The organism is Rhizobium binae (assembly GCF_017357225.1).
Lineage (GTDB): Bacteria > Pseudomonadota > Alphaproteobacteria > Rhizobiales > Rhizobiaceae > Rhizobium > Rhizobium binae.
This window is the reverse complement of the sequence record NZ_CP071608.1, coordinates 59,269-77,964: the sequence shown is the minus strand read 5'-3', so window position 1 is coordinate 77,964 and position 18,696 is coordinate 59,269. Positions and strand designations below refer to the sequence as shown.

General features: G+C 56.6%; 13 protein-coding genes and 3 pseudogenes. 6 read left to right on the top strand and 10 right to left on the bottom strand.

The window, feature by feature from the left end; genetic code table 11:
• Window positions 1–29 precede the first annotated feature (29 nt).
• Window positions 30–388: pseudogene (locus J2J99_RS34790) on the top strand (DDE-type integrase/transposase/recombinase); the annotation flags it as partial.
• 277 nt (window positions 389–665) lie between these two features.
• On the opposite strand, the gene J2J99_RS29560 reads toward J2J99_RS34790, so the two are convergent.
• From J2J99_RS29560 to J2J99_RS29520, 9 genes are all read right to left on the bottom strand, one after another.
• The gene (locus J2J99_RS29560) at window positions 666–905 is read right to left on the bottom strand and encodes an autoinducer binding domain-containing protein (RefSeq protein WP_281438384.1); all 240 of its coding nucleotides are present in this window, start codon (window positions 903–905) and stop codon (window positions 666–668) included.
• A gap of 15 nt (window positions 906–920) precedes the next feature.
• Complete coding sequence (locus tag J2J99_RS29555) at window positions 921–1,850, bottom strand: DMT family transporter (RefSeq protein ID WP_168302097.1); 930 nt, start codon at window positions 1,848–1,850, stop codon at window positions 921–923.
• Window positions 1,847–2,623: a gamma-glutamyl-gamma-aminobutyrate hydrolase family protein gene (locus J2J99_RS29550; protein ID WP_168302096.1), complete on the bottom strand. Its 777-nt coding sequence runs from the start codon at window positions 2,621–2,623 to the stop codon at window positions 1,847–1,849. The genes J2J99_RS29555 and J2J99_RS29550 overlap by 4 nt, the downstream gene beginning before the upstream one ends.
• Before the next feature lie 13 nt (window positions 2,624–2,636).
• A complete protein-coding gene (locus J2J99_RS29545; RefSeq protein WP_168302095.1) occupies window positions 2,637–3,983 on the bottom strand; it encodes an O-acetylhomoserine aminocarboxypropyltransferase/cysteine synthase family protein in 1,347 nt (448 codons plus the stop codon).
• Between the two features lie 40 nt (window positions 3,984–4,023).
• The gene (locus J2J99_RS29540; protein ID WP_168302094.1) at window positions 4,024–5,142 is read right to left on the bottom strand and encodes a fatty acid desaturase family protein; all 1,119 of its coding nucleotides are present in this window, start codon (window positions 5,140–5,142) and stop codon (window positions 4,024–4,026) included.
• Between the two features lie 607 nt (window positions 5,143–5,749).
• Window positions 5,750–7,279, bottom strand: a complete 1,530-nt coding sequence (locus J2J99_RS29535) for a class I adenylate-forming enzyme family protein (RefSeq protein WP_168302103.1) — start codon at window positions 7,277–7,279, stop codon at window positions 5,750–5,752.
• Between the two features lie 56 nt (window positions 7,280–7,335).
• Window positions 7,336–8,943, bottom strand: coding sequence for an acyl-CoA carboxylase subunit beta (locus J2J99_RS29530; protein WP_168302093.1), 1,608 nt, complete (start codon window positions 8,941–8,943; stop codon window positions 7,336–7,338).
• A gap of 1 nt (window position 8,944) precedes the next feature.
• Window positions 8,945–9,448 (bottom strand): acyl-CoA carboxylase biotin carboxyl carrier protein subunit, encoded by a 504-nt coding sequence (locus tag J2J99_RS34275; protein WP_205919284.1) that lies wholly within the window; start codon window positions 9,446–9,448, stop codon window positions 8,945–8,947.
• Window positions 9,445–10,923, bottom strand: a complete 1,479-nt coding sequence (locus J2J99_RS29520) for an acetyl-CoA carboxylase biotin carboxylase subunit (protein WP_168302092.1) — start codon at window positions 10,921–10,923, stop codon at window positions 9,445–9,447. Before J2J99_RS29520 ends, J2J99_RS34275 begins: the two co-directional genes overlap by 4 nt.
• 709 nt (window positions 10,924–11,632) lie before the next feature.
• On the opposite strand from J2J99_RS29520, the pseudogene J2J99_RS29515 reads away from it, so the two are divergent.
• A pseudogene (locus tag J2J99_RS29515) lies at window positions 11,633–11,817 on the top strand (IS6 family transposase); the annotation flags it as partial.
• 5 nt (window positions 11,818–11,822) lie between these two features.
• Here J2J99_RS29515 and J2J99_RS29510 read toward each other — a convergent pair.
• Window positions 11,823–12,848 (bottom strand): LLM class flavin-dependent oxidoreductase, encoded by a 1,026-nt coding sequence (locus J2J99_RS29510; RefSeq protein WP_168302091.1) that lies wholly within the window; start codon window positions 12,846–12,848, stop codon window positions 11,823–11,825.
• 633 nt (window positions 12,849–13,481) lie between these two features.
• On the opposite strand from J2J99_RS29510, the pseudogene J2J99_RS34785 reads away from it, so the two are divergent.
• The 4 genes and pseudogenes from J2J99_RS34785 to J2J99_RS29490 all read left to right on the top strand — a co-directional run.
• A pseudogene (locus J2J99_RS34785) lies at window positions 13,482–13,618 on the top strand (IS6 family transposase); the annotation flags it as partial.
• A 457-nt stretch (window positions 13,619–14,075) separates the two neighbouring features.
• Entirely contained in the window at window positions 14,076–14,669 is a 594-nt protein-coding gene (locus tag J2J99_RS29500) for a DUF6088 family protein (protein ID WP_168302090.1), read from the top strand.
• 39 nt (window positions 14,670–14,708) lie between these two features.
• A complete protein-coding gene (locus tag J2J99_RS29495) occupies window positions 14,709–15,668 on the top strand; it encodes a nucleotidyl transferase AbiEii/AbiGii toxin family protein (protein WP_168302101.1) in 960 nt (319 codons plus the stop codon).
• 65 nt (window positions 15,669–15,733) lie between these two features.
• Entirely contained in the window at window positions 15,734–18,514 is a 2,781-nt protein-coding gene (locus J2J99_RS29490; RefSeq protein ID WP_425526073.1) for a UvrD-helicase domain-containing protein, read from the top strand.
• Window positions 18,515–18,696: the final 182 nt, after the last annotated feature.

Below are 18,696 nucleotides of genomic sequence, written 5' to 3'. Positions count from 1 at the left end.
CATTGGTTGATGGTATATTCCCGCGGGATAGGGCAGCGAAGCGCGTGCTGGTGGCGTTAATGAAGCGCTATGACTTTGCTCCAAACGGATCATCACCGATAAGCTCCGCTTCTACGGTGCAGCAAAGGCGAAAGTAGCACCCGGCCTTGACCATTGGTCGGACAGGGCCTCAATAATCGGGGCCGAGACAGCCATCTGCCGTTTCGAAAACGGGAACGAACCACGCAAGGCCACCGATCACCAGGCACGTTGCAACGGTTCGTCTCCATGCGCTCAGCGACCCGCAATTGCTTTTTCAGTTCCGTCCCGTCGCCGCGCCGGGCAAACAATACGCTACCGCCGGCTCGAAGCTTTCGATGCATGGAAAATTGCGGCCTGTGTCGCCTGAATAACCACGAGCCGCTGACTTTCCAGCCAGAGAAACTTAACGTGACAACACCATCGAGACGCGTCGCGTCAAACCCTGAACGCGAATCGCTGCAGCCGCCGTTTGTTTACGGTTACGGCGGAAACTCAATCAAATCCAAATCTTGCCGCTCTCAACACCTCAACTATTCTGTCCCGGGTCTTCATTTTCCTTATGCCGTTTTTGATTGATAATTGATTGTATTTAAGGAAATTCCGAGTATCGCTAAGATGTCCCAAGACGACTTTCCTTTTGCGACTCATGAAAGACACTCCTTTTCACGCCCAGTCAGGCCGGGATAGTCGCCGTTGCAGTCTAAGGTGTTCACGACCTTCAAATGAAATACCCAGGCGGCCGATTGGAGGTGGTTGATTTCAAAGTCCTTCATTTCACTCGCTTCTTTTTGCACAAAACTCATTGTCGAGGAAATGCCCGCCTGCCCGCGGAAGGGAACAGTAACACCCGCGTTCAAACCGAACTTTTTAGCGTCATTGAAGATGCGTCGTTGGTGTTGTCACGTTACTCTCTTTCGCCGATTGCACGTAACTGTGTGGGGACGCCAACGACGATCAGGCGTTGACGTGATTAACGCACCAAGAATGATAGCTAGGGACGCACACATTCCTGAACCTGTCAGCCATTCGCCGAAGAACATGGCGGCAAAGAGCGCGGAAAAGAACGGCTCGCTCGATTCGATGACCTGTGTTTTGTACGCTTCGATATGCCGCAGGGCGAGGATCGTGCAGTAAAAGCCGCAAAAAGACGGAATAACGCCAAGCGACAACAGGCTCGGCAAAGCGTTTGCTGATGGGATTTGTGCACCGCTCCAGAAATAGGGCACGGCGAGCATGACCAGTCCATACGCCAGGAACAACCACAAATTTTCCAAGGAAGAGCGGAGTTTGAAGAATTTCCATGCAAAGATGAAGCTGGCATAACCCAGGCCGGCAATGAGGGCGAGAGTGACGCCCATCAAGCTTCCCGTTTCCAGCCCGTCGCCAGAGATCAGGAAGAAACCGCCGAGAACGACCATAGCTATGGCAAACGCTTTCCCCATCGTTACTCTTTCCTTCAGGATGATGATGTCGAGCGCGATTGCGCCAAGCCCACCGGCAAAAACTAGGATGGCGACAAGCGGGATCGGCGCATAAGCGAAGGCGCTGGTTTCAAAATGATAAAGCGTAAAGATGCCAAGTGCGGAGCAAACCGCAATTTTCCACGACCCCGCGAAAGCCGCAGTTAATCGGGCCAGACCCCCAGCTTTCCAGACAACGATGATCGAAATCAGCGAAAGCGCGATACCGCAACGCCAGAACGCGACGGCCGTATGATCGAGACCTTCATTGAAGGCGAAGCGGGACAGTACACCGACGGTTCCATTTGAAAGAGCCGCAAAAAGGGCGAAAGCAGCGCCGGCAACTGGCGAAGGACAAGTACTTTTCACGGCTGTAACATCTTTCTTTTCACATGCAAGTGGCACGCCTCACCGAAGGCGCGGAAGATTTCACCGCTGAGCGGATCCTCGACGTGAAACCATTCAGGATGCCATTGCACAGCTGCGGCAAATGTCGTTGCTTCCTTTACCGATACGGCTTCGATGACGCCGTCCACGCACCGCGCATCGACAGCAAGACCATCCGCCAATTGTGCAATGCCCTGCTCGTGCAGTGTGTTGACTGAAACAGAATTTGTCTTCAGGCGGCGAATGCACTCCGCGATATGGCCGTTACCTTCAGCGACAATTGCATGTGAGGGAGCGTATTGAAGATCACGCGCGAGAGACAGATCTTCAACATGCACACCTCGGCCTTCACCTTCCGAGATATTGGTTGAAAGGGTGCCTCCAAGTGCAACATTGAGTTCCTGCAGCCCACGGCAGATTCCGAACAAGGGGACGCCCAGCGACAAAGCAATCTCAATCGCAGCGATGCTCGTCCTGTCGCGATCAAGATCGAGCGTGCTGGCGCAAGCCATCGGACCCCCGTATCGTGAAGGTGATACATTTGACGCCGCGCCGGTCAGGAGCAATCCATTGAAGGCCAACAGGCAGGTCCGCAACTCTTTGTCGGCAAGTCCCCCTGGGATCAGGACTGGCACGACGCCAGCGGTGAGGTGCAACGCTTCGAGATAACGGGCGCGCACCACATCATAATCAACGCCGTCGACCGTCTGGCGATTGCAAACGACACCAACGATTGCCGGGCTGTCTTCTGCCATAGCGGCCACTATGTCAGGCCTCTTCAAGGGCTTGACCGATATCAGCAAGGATATCGTCGACATGTTCAAGCCCGACGGAAATCCGAATCGTTCCGTCGCGCACGCCGGAAGCCAGGCGCGCTGCTTGCGGCACTGACGCATGCGTCGTGGAGGCCGGATGCGTGGCGAGTGTCCTCGCATCGCCGATGTTTGCAACATGGTAGACGAGTTGTAGGCGCTCGATAAACCGGCGGCCGGCATCGATACCGCCGGCGATCTCGAAAACGATCATCGGGCCGCCATGGTCGCCCATGTTTTGCTCGGCGCGACGTCGTTCCAGCGTTCCGCCAAGACTCGGATAGGTCACGTCGAGGACGTTCCGATGCTCCTTGAGATATTCAGCGACGCGGCGGGCATTGGAGCAATGTCGCGGCATCCGCAATGGCAGCGTCTCCAGGCCCTGGATGCAGAGAAACGATGCGAATGGTGACGGACAGGGGCCAAAGTCACGCATGAGCGTATTGCGCATCTTGAGCAGGAAAGGGCTGGCTCCATAGGGACCGGGCAGATCACGCGCAGCTTCGAGCCAACGGATATTGCCATGGGAGACATCAGGGCGGGTCATCAACGGAAATCGTTCGGAACAGGCGTCCCAATCAAAGGTGCCGCCATCCACGACGACCCCACCAATCGTGGTGCCGTGGCCGCAGATGTATTTTGACGTGGAGTGCAAGGTCACATGCGCGCCGAGCTCAAGCGGGCGTGTGATGAGAGGGGTCATGGTATTGTCGATGATGAGCAGAATGCCCATTTCATGTGCAATCGCGCCGACCTCCACGATCGGGAAAGGTGTGAGTTTCGGATTGGGCAATGCTTCGGCAAACCAACAACGCGTACGGTCGTCTGAGGCTTCGCGGAAACGTGTAGGATCGCCCGGATCGACGAAACGCGTTTCGATCCCGAGCCTTTGAAAGGTACTAGAAAGCAGATTGATTGTCCCGCCATATAGATGAGCGGAACTCACAATGTTGTCGCCCGCCACCGCAATATTCAAAATGGCGAGCATAATCGCGGCCTGGCCCGACGACGTCGCCAAAGCCGCGACGCCGCCCTCCAGAGAAGCAATGCGTTGCTCGAGTATATCCGTCGTCGGGTTCATCAACCGCGAATAGGTGCGTCCCTCTCTTCGCAGATCAAATATGTCTGATGCGTGATCAATAGATTCAAAAGCATAGGCATTCGAGAGGTAGATCGGCACAGTCGTCGCGAGTGTTGTCGGATCGTAACGATAGCTACCGTGAAGCACCGCCGTCTCAACGTGCAGCGCCGGCGCCGGAACGGGTTGTGTTGTGGCGATATTTCTCTGGGTTTTGGTCGGCATTGGTTGTCTCCGGAAATCTGTTCTTCTCGAGAATTGGCGTTTAGGCCGGCAACAGCGCGCTTTCGATAAAGCGCTTCAGATTCTGGTCCCTGATCAGCATCAGAATGGAAGGTTCACCATTTGCGCCAGACTGAAATATCCCGCCTGTCTCGGAGCAGTGCGCCGCATATTCGAGATCGCGCATGCGGATGGCGTGCGCCTCAGGTAGACGCCAGAATGGGGTGGTCGGATCGAGGTGATGATCGAGATGATAGTTGTCGTTGTTGATGCCCGTCAGCCACTTCTCGATGTTCCGGCTTTGACGGTTTCGCGCCATATGAAGGTTGACGTGCTGGTTGTCGATGGAGCTGCAGTGCTCAGACATCTCGATGAACCATCCGATGATATGGAATGAGGTGACGTAGGGAACGACCCAGAGCAGGAGGAATTCCAGGAAATAGCCGGAGACCAGACCCGCCGCGGCAATAGACGCCCAGAATGCATAGAAGCCCCAGCGATCGAATTCACAGCGCCACCCTTCTCCACGCTGAACTCGCGTAGCGCTCTCCTTGCCGGAAAGGGAAGCGACAATTACCTGGTATCTGTTACGTACCAGATACCTGAAATAAGCGTAGGTCTTCGATCCGAGTAACGGAAGAACAATGATCTTCCAGATAAAGGAACGATCCGTCCGCGGCGTGAATACGCCTTCCTTTATAAAGAACTCTAGGTCGGGATCGGCGTCGGCTCTGCCAAGGAAGGGGTGATGATTATGGACATGAGACTCCTTGTAGGCAAAGTGGCGCTGAAAGATCGGCCAGGCGGTTGGCCACGTGCCGAGCAGGAAGTTCAGCAAGCGATTCTTTGTCAGAACGCCATGCGCGGAATCGTGCAAAATGGTGGAAATGCCCCTTTGATGCGCGCCGATCATGATTACCGCGAGAGGATAAAACCACCAGCTTACATCAACCACCAGCCACACAAGGGTAGCGATCACCGCATAGTCCTTAACGATGTAAAATGGGCCATGCCAATTGTCAGTCGCAAGAGCCTTGATGTCACCGGTGATAGATCGATCGAAGTGATGGTGCGTATAGCGATCAGGCGCTTCGATACCTTTATAGAGAGGTTGAGCATGACTGTTCATGAAAATACCTTTTGCTCGATATTGAAGCGCCATTCCGTCGCATAGGCTGATAACGTGACATCGCCCTCTGCAGCATCCCACGGACGGAAAGCGGAAACTCGGCGCGACGTCTCGCATGGGCGAGCGAACCGTAAGCCGACTGTCGAAGCTCTGCGGAGCGCGGCCGTGCGCTGGGCACATTTGAAGGCCGGCGTATTCGTAGTGTGGACCGAATAGTTCTTGCATTGTCACGAGAAGCCAATCTTCAGAGTTTCGTTCAATCTTTCCGATTAAGATCCGGAGGATGTCCCCTTCGTTGGTCTCGTCGGCACAAGTCATCATTGGCGCCTGTATGTACTGAGTAGGTTCAGGTCCCGTGGAGGCCGGATGGAGCGTTCATGGAGGCAGCGTAAACTTAACGCAGTGAAAACAAGAGTACCCCCCGATTGCTACCGCCGGGACCGCACCAACGCGCGCCGCAATCGACTTGGGCCGAGCCCTAGCTCAAATCTGTATCTCAGAATCTCGCGGACACGCCGCATCTTTAGTCTCTCCGCTGGCATCCCGTTCCTTCCTTTCAAAGGACGAACGTCTCAATCAGCAGGACACCCGGATAAACACCCCAATCCGGGGGCGGCATCATCTCGGAACAAGGGGGCGGTTAATTCTCGGAATTGGGGGACCGCGCTTGAAGCTCTTTCAAAATCGAGTACTGAATCTTGCCCAAGGCTGTTCGCGGCAATTCCCTCGTGAAAATGAACTCCCGCGGGACCTTGAAGCGAGCGACCTGCGACTGCACATGCGCGGCCAATGCTTCCGCTTCGATCCGTGCCCCCACCCGCCTGACCACGTAGGCGACCGGCACCTCGCCCCAGTGCGAATCATGCCGACTGACAACGGCGCATTCCTTGACATCAGGGTGCTCCCCGAGCACACGCTCGACTTCGGCTGGATAGATGTTTTCTCCGCCGGAAATAATGAGGTTCTTTTTGCGATCGCGAACCCAATAGTGACCGCTGGCATCCCGGTACCCGATGTCACCAGTGCGATACCAGCCGTCACACAGTGCCTCGCGGGTCGCTTGATGATCGCCCCAGTATTCACAGAAGACATTCGGGCCGCGCACTGCGATTTCGCCTGGGGCACCCGCCGGCAACTCCTTGCCGGCTTCATCAATGATCATCGCCTCACAGCATAGACCCGGCAGGCCAATAGACCCGCAGCGTGAGAGATCACCCCCAAGCCTCGTGTAGATGGCGATGGGGCAGGTTTCTGTGGAGCCATACACTTGAAGGACCGGTACCCCTCGCGCGGTAACGCGCTCGATCAGGGCCTGGGACACAATCGTTGAGCCCGTTGAAACGGCCTTCAAGGAGTACAGGTCTGCCGTCCACCACGCGTCGTGGTCAGTCAATGTTTGGATGGCCGTCGGAACCAATGCCGTTAGTGTTGGCCGATCGCGCTCAAATGCAGTAAGTGTCGCACCTGCCGCAAATCGGGAATGGATAGTGACCGTCGCACCATGTTGCAAAGCCGGAGTGGTCTGAATGTTGAGCCCACCCACGTGAAAGAACGGTAGTACCGACAACACATGATCTTCCGACGTCAGAGCATGCATGTGCTGGCTCATCACCCCGTTCCAGAGCAAAGCTTCTTGTCGGAGGACCGCGCCTTTGGGCCGCCCGGTAGTGCCAGAAGTGTAGACGATCAGAAGCGGGCAGCTCAAGTCAGCATGTGAGTTACCGCCATCACCGCGGCCTTGGGCCAACAGGTTACCCCATGTGCTCCCGCGAGGGGGCGTGAAGTCCAAACCGACGACTGAGGTGTCGGGCAGTGTGTGTGCCAGATGCGGCAGAAGGCTGTTGAACTCCTGCTCGACAACCAATACCCTTGCTCCGGCATTGGACAAGATGAAGAGCTGCTCAGCCGGCGCGAGCCGCCAGTTCAAAGGCAGCATAATTGCGCCAAGACGCGCACAGGCATAGAGAAGAATTAGATACTCGGGCCGGTTCAGGCTGAGGATGGCGACTCGATCGCCTTTAGTGACTCTCAGCTCTTTGTTCAGGGCACGGGCGGCTTGCTCGATAGATCCCCGCAACGCGGCGTAGCTTAGCGTCTCACCCTCGAAATGAATTGCGGCCTTGTTTGGAGCAACCGCCGCATTGCGGTCAATCAGTGTGCAGAGATCCATTGTAATCGTCAGCGCATATTTTTCGATCTGAAGGAAGGCCGAGAGGGGGAGCCGCACTACATCCTAAAGATGCCATAATGTGGCGTCTCAGTGGGAGCATTGAGCGAGGCGCTCAAGGCGATTGCCAGCGCGTTTCTGGTGTCGACAGGATCAAGAATCCCGTCGTCCCAGATTTCAGACGTTGCATAGTAAGCGCTTGATCGCTCCCTATACTCTTCCAAAATCGACTGTCTCGTGACTTCGTACTCCTCCGCCGATAAGCGCCTACCATCGGCCGCCATTTGCTTTGCCTTCACATCCGTAAGCACTCGCGTCGCTTGATCGGCACCCATGGCTGAAATTTGAGCCTGCGGCCAGGTGAACAGAAAACGCGGATCGAAAGCGCGCCCTGCCATGGCGAATGTTCCCCCACCGTGAGAATGATTACAAATGAGCGTGAATTTGGGCACCGCCGCTCCAGACACGGCCATGAGTAGCTTGGCGGCATTTTTGGTGATGCCACGCCGCTCATATTCGCTGCCCACCATGAAGCCGGTGATGTTCTGCAAGAAGAACAGCGGCGTCCGATTCATGTCGCACAACTGGATGAAGTGAGCGCCCTTCAACGCACTGTCATCGAATAGCACGCCGTTATTCGCCAGAACACCGATTTGGTATCCATGAAGGCGCGCGAACCCGCATACCAGAGTTCGCCCGTAGAGCGGTTGGTATTCATGGAACCTGCTGCCATCGACCAAGCGCGCGAGAATCTCCCGCATATCAAAGTGCACTCGAGGATCTCTTGGAATTATACCGTATAGCTCAGATGCATCATAAGCGGGCGGCTCGGGAGCGACTCGATCGATGGAGATTTTTTCAGGACGATTGATACGACCGACTAAGTCGCGGGCAATCGCAATCGCGTGCATCTCTGAATGCGCGATATAGTCGGCCGTTCCCGATACCGTGGTTTGCATGTCAGCACCGCCGAGCTCGTCGACAGACACGTGCTGGCCAGTCGCAACTTTTACAACCGATGGACCGCCGAGAAATATCGCTCCGCTTCCCTGGACGATAATGTTGTACTCGCTAAGCGCAGGAACGAAAGCTCCTCCCGCGATGCAATGTCCCATCACGAGGGCGACCTGCGGCACGCCCATCTTCGAGAGAATGGATTGGTTGCGGAAGATTCTGCCCGCGTGGTGGCGATCCGCGAAGAGTTCCGCCTGCAGAGGAAGAAATCCACCGCCACAGTCGCAAAGATGAACGACGGGCAGACGGTTCTCGATTGCTATATCCAGGGATCGGACGATCTTTTTGACTGACAGCGGATACCATGCTCCACCCTTGACGCTCGGGTCATCTGCGTGAACGATCACCTCGCGTCCCGCAACGATGCCGATGCCGACGACTTGCGCTGCGCTGGGCACACCCCCGTTGTAAGCCTCGTTCGCGGCCAGTGTCGAAAGTTCGAGGAAAGGCGTTTCTGGATCAAGCAAAGCCTCCACCCGGTCGCGAACAAAATGCTTGTTTTGTCGCCGCAGGCGCTCGCGGTCGCGCTCGGGACGGTCGAAGCGGACCGCACGCTGGCGCTCGTTTAATTCGGCCGCAAGTCTTCTGTTGTGGAGCTCGTTGAGGTGAAATTCTTGCGAGTTCACGTCGACAAGAGAAGCGATGCGCTGCATCTTAATGCCCTTCCTCTTTGATCGTAACTAGTACCGCGCCATGCTTGAAGCTCTGGCCTTCGCTAAAATGAATTCGGTCGACCACCCCGTCCTGTGGCGCGCGTATGACGCTTTCCAGCTTCATGCTCTCGATCACCATCAGCGCGGAGCCTGCGGAAATTTGGTCGCCGGGCAAAACCGACGTTTTAACCACCACGCCTGGCATCGGCGCGCGCGCCACAAGAAGACCTGCATCCTTTTTCACGAGCGAATGGGCTAACAATGGGTCTCGGTAGCGCAGAACGCGCGTCCTGCCGCGAATATGCAGGTGAATAGTGTCGCCATCGATCGCAAACCTTACCGGCTCGTTTGAGTCGGCAATGGTAAGAATGCCGCTACCGTCGCCTTGATGGGTGAAGTCGAGCGGTACGAGTATTTCGCCCCCCAAATGCAGGCGATACCCCTGCTGACAACGTGAAAGCCACAACTGATAATCTACACCTTCAAGCTCAAAAACGTGGTTCACGCGTTTCTCCAGCCGCCGAGCGAGGCGTGAAGCTCAGGTACGGCATCTGCCGAATCGCACACTGGCCTCGTCAGTAGAGCGGCGGCGGCTAGGAAGGTCGACAAGTCGGACGGGGAGTCGCCAGCGGCCAACTGCGGATTTTCGTCAAGATATCCAGTATGGAGCTGTCCGCTTAAAAATTGCTCGTCGGCAAGGACGCGCGCTAGAAAGCTCGCGTTTGTTTCGCAGCCGAGGAGCACCAGCTCCCGCATCACGCGTTCGACCTTCAGCGCAGCTTCATTACGCGTGTCCGCATGTACGATCACCTTCGCCAACAAGGAATCAAAGGCTGTCGTTATCTGCTGACCCTGCGAGATGCCAGTGTCGATCCGTAGGCCTGGACCGCCGGGATACTCGAGCACCAGTACCTTCCCCGTCGTAGGAGAAAAGCCGCGTTCAGGAGCTTCAGCACACATCCTCGCTTCGATCGCGTGTCCTTTCGACACGATATCTGACTGTGAAAATCTAAGCTCATGGCCCCCGGCGAGATAGAGCTGTTCGGCAACAATATCGATGCCAGTGATCATTTCGGTGACGGGATGTTCCACCTGCAGGCGCGTATTCATCTCGAGGAAATAGAAATCTCCTCCATCCACGATGAATTCCACAGTTCCTGCATTTCGATAGTTGGCGGCTCGAGCGATGCGAACGGCAGCTTCGCAGATTCTCTGGCGCAACCGCGGGGAAATCGTTGACGCGGGCGCCTCCTCAATGACCTTCTGAAATCTGCGCTGAACCGAGCATTCCCGCTCGAACAAATGAACGACGCTTCCGAAGGAGTCGCCGAGCACCTGCACTTCGATATGCCGTAACTTTTCGATATATCGTTCGATGTAGAGCCGGCCATCCCCGAAGTAGCGCTGCGCCTCACTGCGTGCCTCCGCAATGGCGTCTTCCAAGGTGTCGAGGTCGCGGGCGATCCGCATGCCCTTGCCGCCGCCGCCGGCTGATGCTTTTACCAGCAAAGGCGCTCCAATGGATCGCGCCCTCATAATGAACGAGGCAGGGTCATCTTCTTCGATCGCTGAATGCACGACCGGAATCCCGTTCCGCTGAGCGAAGTTGCGGGCCCGAATCTTGTCACCCATCAATTGGATGCTCTCAGGAGTAGGCCCGACGAAAGTGAACCCAGACTCGACCACTGCCCTTGCGAAGTCCGCATTCTCTGCAAGGAACCCATAGCCTGGGTGAATCGCCCCGGCGTTCGCCTCGCGGGCGGCAGCGATGATTTGTGCGGTATCAAGATAGGCTGCGACCGGCGTGCGACCGCTCACAGCAATCGCCGTGTCGGCCATTGAGACGGCCGGCGCTCCCGCATCGAGAGCGTGGTAGACAATTGCGGAGCGCAATTCAAGCTCGCGCAGGGTCTTGATGACGCGTACGGCAATCTCGCCTCTATTGGCGATCAGAACGGTATCAAAGGGTAATTTTCGCATTCGCCTATTTGCCTACCTTAGGGCTGAGATCAGATTTGCAGGCCCTTTGTAGTGCTCTCCATCTCCGTATAAGGGCCTGCATCGCCCATGGATCGGGTTCGCAAATGATCCCGCGTTGTCACAATCTCTTTGTGGTCGATGTTTTGATGGCAGGTAGCCTCATCCGCAAACCGAAGCCGGGCCAGCGCATCGCTGAGTAGCAGCAATTCCTCAATAGCGTAAGCAACGAGCCCACTTGGGCGCGACAACTGCGGTTCGTGCAACGCCCTCCCTGTGGGTAGACGGCAGAGACGGTGCGCGCCTGTTCCATGAGGTCATTTCGAATGCGTATTTCACTTGGCCTGTTGGCATGAGCCTTCTATTTGCTCGGCGGGCACCCGAGACACCGAGCCGAGATCCTGTTCCCTAAGATGCTGCCCCGGTACACGGCCGTAACTGTCGAGACGCAGGATAGCATCGTAGGCAACGTCGACCTTCGCAGGTTGTGGTTCAGTAGTACAATTTGGGACAACCGCACGCCCTTAGGCCGCTTTGTTGCAACACCGCAGTTGCTAGTTTTTCCTCTGTGGATGTCCTTGACCACTGTATCCGGCAAACGCCGTGGTTAGCTGCTAGAGCGCTCCCCCGCTGCGGGGCTTAGTCAAGCCTGTTTGTCCGTGCCGGCGTCATGGTCCTTTTCTGGGTCAGCCTCATGAGGGGCTGAGATGAAATCGCTGACTCTCAGTTATCAAGAACCACCGCTTTCCACCGCAGATCATCGCCCGTGCGATCTGACTGTACTTCCGGTTCCCCTTGAGCCTGCGGCTGGTCGAGAAAATGCTGCTGGAGCGCGACATTGTCGTGCCTTACGAAACGATACGGCAATGGAGCCGCAATTCCGGACGGCTCTACGCGTTCAATCAGCTTAGATCCATAAGGACGGACTGAATGGCCAAGGCGGTGTACTGGGAGGCCTCCAGTGGCAGATCTCCAAACGCAAGTTGACAAAGAAGGTAGTTGGCGCCCGCCTCTTCCAACTGCTCGAGGAGAGCCCGGCGCACAAGAGCTGCCGTTCCTACTACGCACAACTCGCTCTCGATTGCGGCATCTAAGGTCAGCGGCAAGTTTGGCGGAACGGCGATCGAGTTGAGATCGTACAGGAATTTGAAGTTCTTGATCCATCGGCCGTAGGCAGGTGCCGCGAGTGAATGGGCATGCGCGGCAGAACGTCCGACCACTACCATTCGGAGCAATCCGAGAAAAGGCACTGGGTCGTCCGCACCAGTGTTGTGCACTCGCTCGGAACGGAAGGCATCAGTAATTTTGCGAACAACAGACGCGGGTCCTTGGCACGCGATGCTTGCGCCGTTCGCAGCGGCCCAAGCAGCAGACTCGGGCCGGTTGGTGGCGATCCATGTAGGCGGATGTGGACGCTGATGAGGCCGCAGCGTCAAAGGGACATTGTTCAGCTCAAAATGGTAGCCTCGGTAGGATAGTGTGCCCCCCTTCATTGCCTTCATGAGGATTTCGCAGGCTTCGAAGTAGCGCTCCGGCACCGCGTCTGCACCAATCCCGAAGTAACTCAATTCGATCGGGAGAGAGCCGCGCCCTATGCCAAGCTCGAGCCTACCACCGCTCAACTGGTCCAGCGTACAGATCTCTTCAAACGCGCGTAGCGGATGACAAAGGCTGAGCAACATGACCAAGGGGCCGACACGAAGCTGCCGAGTGCGCTGTGCGACGCTCGACAAGAACAAATTCGACGATGCGCCTCTCCCGTGCGGGGTACAATGGTGCTCCGCGAGGTGATATGCATAAAAACCGAGCCGATCGCACGTCTCGGCTAACGTCAGGCGGTCTGAGTACTGTTGTGCGATGTCGCGACCGTCGTCGTCTAAGTGATCAAAGATGCCGATGGTTAGCTTTGAAGGGAAGGTATGTCTCATTCGGTCATCTCCAACTTTCATTAACGAGCTCAATGGCGTTGATCCAACTGATCTGAGACCTGGCTTTTTTACTGGGCGGACATGATCTTAATTTGCCTGGGCTTTGCGCTGGCCACGCCAGATCAGGCGTTTGGAAGTTGCGCACACGTGTCCTTGCGCTTCCGGCTGTTGCTGAGAAGTTTATCCGTCCCCTACGAAGGCCACCTAGAACGTCGGCGTTGGCCACCCTAGCAGATCGCGTGGAAGGCTCCTTCCGCCAACAGGCACACACGGCCAAAAGCTGAACCGGGCTATGGGACTGTACTTTCGGTGGGTGGCCCGCCCGAGCTGTGTGGATGTCCCCTTCGTTGGTCTCGTCGGCACAAGCCATCATTGGCGTCTCCTCGTTGGCGTCTGTATGTACTGAGTAGGTTCAGGTCCCGTGGAGGCTGGATGGAGCGTTCATGGATGCACGGTCTGGAGGGCCGCCCGCATCTCGGAATAGACGATGGTTGCCCGTCGGCCTACGAGATGGCTCCGAGCAAAGGTTTACATGCGAATCAGCTCTGCTTTGATGGGACAGCGCTGCCGGTATATTGTCACGTTAACTGGGCTTCGGTTGTCTGCCTGACGGGTTGGGCGTAAATTTCGGTGATGCAGACACGAGATATCAGCTTCAAACGTCACCGTTTTCCGCCACGGATCGTTCTCACTCGGTCTGGCTCTATTTGCGGTTCAACCTTGGTCTGCGTGAAGTTGAGGAAATGCTGCTCGAGCGTGGAATCGACGTGTGATGCGATCAACCCAGGAGTAAGGCAGGCCCACCGCCGGGCAAGGGCCGATCGATCTCGGCCACACCGAAAGGAAGGACCACGGCCTTGCGGCTTGCCGATCCTTCGAGGTGAGTAATTCTCTCTCAGGTCCTCGAGAACGCGAGGATTGTGGGCGCGCGACATCGTTCACGGACCTCCTCAGGCTCTTGTTTTCAGGTTTTTATGTTCGAAAGGACGGCGATGTTCCTTTTGCTCTCGGAAATTAAAAAGGGTCACACGGGCGGATACTTGTGCTCCCGGTCAGGAATTGGACGTCTGGACACGATTCACGAAGAGAAACATGGATATATCCTGACAATTAGGGAAGGAGAAAAATGAAGCTTTTCCTATCCAGACCTCCGTCGAAGAGGAAAGGCAGGACACATCACATTGCAAACTGTCAGAAAACTGCATATATTTCTGACAGGAGATTGCCATGCAACGACTAACAACACAGATCATGGCCTATGCCGAACAGCTGCCCGAGGGAACGGCGCTGTCCGCAAAGGCCTTCCTGCATTTGGGAAACCGTGCTGCGGTAGACCAGGCTCTGTCGCGCCTATATGAACGCGGCGAGCTCGTCCGGGCCGGTCGTGGGATCTATCTCAAGGCGATCAAGAGCCGCTTCGGAAGCCGGCCGCCTACGGTCGAGCAAGCCGTCGAAGCCGTTGCGCACCAGCGTGGCGAGGTGATCGTTTCGAATGGCGCTGCGGCTGCAAACTCACTCGGTCTTTCCAGTCAGGTGCCGATCCGGTCCATATACTTCACATCCGGTCGCAGCCGAACCATGACTGTCGGCAGCCAGACGGTCGAGTTGAAGCACGTGCCACGTTGGCAGCTTGCCTTGGCGAACAAGCCTGCCGGCCTGGCTGTCCGCGCGCTGGCCTGGCTCGGTCCGGAAAAGGCCGACGAGGCTCTTCCGAGCATCAAGCGGAAGCTCTCCGCAGAGGCGTTCGGCGAACTCGTTGCCGCCGCCCCTCAGTTTCCCACCTGGCTTGCCCGCAGTGTAGGAAAGGCCGCTTATGGCTGAACAGTTTTTACGACTGTCCCGAGAAGCGAAGTCCTTGCGATCGCAGCGGAGAAAGCCAGGCGGCCTATCCACCTCCTGGAAAAGGACGCGTGGGTCGTCTGGGCACTGCAGACCCTTTACGCAACGGCGCTTGGCGACCACCTTGTCTTCAAGGGCGGCACGTCCCTCTCGAAAGCCTACAACGCCATCCGTAGGTTTTCGGAAGATGTAGACCTGACCTACGATATCCGCACGCTCGCTCATGATCTCGTGGGCGAGAACGAGGAGGCATTGCCGAAAACCAGAAGCGAAGAAAAGCGCTGGTCGAGCGAAGTCCGCAAGCGTTTGCCGGTCTGGGTATCCGAGACCGTGCGCCCGCTCGTTGCCGATGCGCTCAGCGCCCAGTCGCTTCCAGCCACCGTCCGGGTCGAAGCCGACAGGCTCTTCATCGACTACGAGGCAATTAGTGGAGGATCCGGCTATGTCGCTCCAAGCGTGATGCTGGAGTTTGGGGCTCGATCGACCGGCGAACCGGCAAGCGTTCGCGACATTTCATGCGACGCTGCCGGCCTTGTCGATGGCATCGAATTTCCCAACGCGCGACCGCGGGTCATGCATGCCGAACGCACGTTCTGGGAAAAGGCGACAGCAATTCACGTCTTCTGCCTGCAGGAACGCCTCCGCGGGGAGCGCTTTTCACGCCACTGGCACGACATCGTTCGTCTCGACGATATAGGCGTCGCCGACAGCGCAATCGCTGATCGCGAGCTGGCAAAGTCGGTGGCGCAGCATAAATCGATGTTTTTCGCTGAGAAGGCGGCTGACAAAACGCCGATTGACTATGAAGCGGCTGTGGGCAGGGGGCTGCAGCTGACGCCCTCCGGCGCCGGGAGGACAGCTCTCGAACAGGACTACTCGCGGATGCTTGAAGACGGCCTTCTTCTCGATGAGGCCGAGACCTTCGACGAACTCCTCTCTCGATGCGTAAAAATCCAAGAAAAGGCCAATGCCAGCGGCTGAGAAAAACGTCCATGATCGCGTTTGTGGAAGGCAACTGAAATGACAATTCGCGCGATGGCCGACCCGTGATTTTCAGCCGCTACACCACCTATCGGCCCGGCCTTTTCGCCCGTCTGCTTCCCTCCGGTAGGTGGAAGCTCCGGCTACCGACGGCGACCACGGCGTCCGTCGAGCTCCATACCGGAACGCGGGCCAAGCTGCTATGCCTGGACATTACCGCCATCGGTATCAAAAAGGCCCTGCTTTGGCACACGGTCGAAATCCGCACATGCAGTCATGTCGAAACTCTGTCGTGCCTCGGCGAGGACGCCGCTACTCGGCTCGCGACGGACCTTCACAGGTTCATCAATCGCTACCTGCTCGAACTGATCCGGTCGGATCAAGAGGTTTTGAAAGAGGTCGATGCGAAACTCGAGCCATTGATCGAGGGGAAGCGGCAATACCTCGCACAGGCAGATCTGGCGCAAGCCATCGCGAGTGTTTCTGGCCCGGCCGCCGCAGCACTCTCCCATCCCTTGTTCGACGCCGACGGCTTAACCGCGGCTATGGAAGCCGATCTTCCACGGTCCCTGTTTTTCCTGACCGACCCCGACCGGCGCCATCAGTACAATAATGAATTTGTTGCGACCGAGCTCACCAGATACGCCCCCTTCTTTGACGATCTCGATGGCCGATCATTGTCCGACCAACAGAGGGAGTCCTGTATTCGCCTTGAGGACAGCAATCTCCTCATCGCGTCCGCAGGGTCAGGCAAGTCGGCGACGATGGTCGGCAAAGTCGCTTATGTGCTGGACAAGGGACTGTATCAACCGGAGGAAATCCTTGTCCTCGCCTACAATCGGGCCGCAGCTGAAGAGCTGAGGGAACGAATTGCGCAGCAGCTTGGCGTCCAGCCGGCGGATCTGCAGTGCAAGGTCACGACGTTCCACGCTCTCGGTCGGAGTATCATCGAACTGGTGGAGGCCGGGCCACCGCAATTAGCGAATTGGGTGGACCACCCTACTGGCGAAGCACGGGTCATCGCAAAGATCATCGAAGACTTGATGCAATCGGACGCGGGCTTTGCCAAGGTCTGGATTGACCTTCTCGTGCTATATCCGCAAGCCGATATTCCAGCGTCCGTTTTTGACAGCAATGCGGACTATCACCGCTACATCTCAGCGCGCCGTCGTGGTCGTGATGTGTCGATTGGCGCACTCGGCGGGGTCTACGTCAAATCACTGCAGGAGCAGACCATAGCGAACTGGCTGTGGCTCAATACGGTCGAGTTCCAATACGAGCGCCAGATCGCCACGGAAGGCGAAGACGGGACGATCAGGCATGTGCATCCCGATTTCTATTACCCGGCAAGCAATACCATCCATGAGCATCTCGCAATCGATAGCGACGGTTCCTCGCCATTTGCCGACTACGTAGAACATGCAGATAGTAAGTTAGCGGCCTATAGCCGCGCGGAGCTGGACGTTTTCTCGACAAAATCAGCTCAGGCAAACGGTGGAACGCTTCTCCTTCAGCTCGAGGCTGAGCTTGCTAAACGAGAAATTCAATTGCGTCAGCGCAGCCTTGAGGAAATCTTGAAGGCGGTCGAACCGATCGTCATCAAACACTTCCAGAAGCTGATCGCCATCTGCATCAAGCATATCCGTGCTGGCGATCTGACTTTGGAAATGCTCCTTGAGCGCGCGAATTCCCTTCACGACAAGAAGCGTGCCAAGACGTTCGCACAGGCAATCTCGAAAATTACCGAGGCCTACGCGAAGAAGCTCGAAGACGACAAGCGTATCGACTTCGATGCCATGATCGCCAACGCGACCCGTTTGGTGGAGGAGGCCCGGTATAAGAGCCCCTACTCCCTCATCCTCGTCGACGAATTCCAAGATATCTCAGATTCCCGCGCCAATCTGATTAAATCACTGAAGCACCAGAAGCCATTCTCGAAGATCTTTGCGGTCGGAGACGACTGGCAATCGATTTATCGCTTTGCCGGCTCTGATATTAGCATATTCACGCAATTCGAGGAAAATTTCGGCGCAAGCTGGCAAGGCAGGCTCGAGACGACCTACCGATGCAATCAGGTGATCGCCGATGCTGCCGCAAACTTCATACAGCGAAACCCCGCTCAGCTGAGAAAGGCAGTTCGCTCGGCCAGACCGGCGATTGCGCGATCCATCAGAGCAATTCCGATAACGGGCGAGGAAGGCAAGCCCGACTTCGGTAAGGCCAGCCTGCGGCTCCCGGACCGGCTTGACCGGTTTCTCGGCGGGATCGCAAGCCAATGGCGCACGAGCAGCGCTGCCCGGCTGAAGGTCATGGTGCTTTGGCGGTATAACCTGCTTGATCCGTTTGCCGGCGGGCTCCCCCGGTTTGAAAACATCGAGGTATCGGGTTTGTCATTTCATCGCGCGAAGGGGCTGGAGGCGGATTACACAATCCTGCTAGATGTCAGCGAGGGTGAATATGGTGTTCCCAGCCGAATTGAAGATGACGAGCTTCTAAACCTCGTCATGCCGCAGCCAGAGACCTTCGAATACGCTGAGGAGCGGCGTTTGTTTTACGTCGCCCTAACGCGGGCAAGTCGAGGTGTCTTCCTGCTGATGAACGATCGGCAGCCATCACGTTACATTCACGAGTTGGCAAACATCGCCGGTGGCAACTTCCGACTGGAGACAATTGACGGCGAGGCGCTGCCTCAATGTCCAACATGCCATGTCGGGCATGTCACCGAAGAAAGAGCAAGACCGGAGACCGCTTTATGGGGTGCACGCAGTACCCAGATTGCAGTTACACAGCGCAACTTGGTGTGCGCTGAAGAACATCCAATCATCGTGGGCAACCAAAAATGCTAGGGCTCAAGCACTCCCACGGGTACCCTTGGAAACCGTGGACCCGATAGCGCGTAAGTGAATAGTCATTGCGATTACGATGTCCCCGGGTAACGAGCGTTGGAATGTCAGCGCGATCGCGACGCCGTTTCGTCGCAGCGGTCGGCAGGGACTGGGATGACGGTCGAACGGAGTGGTTCCGGGCT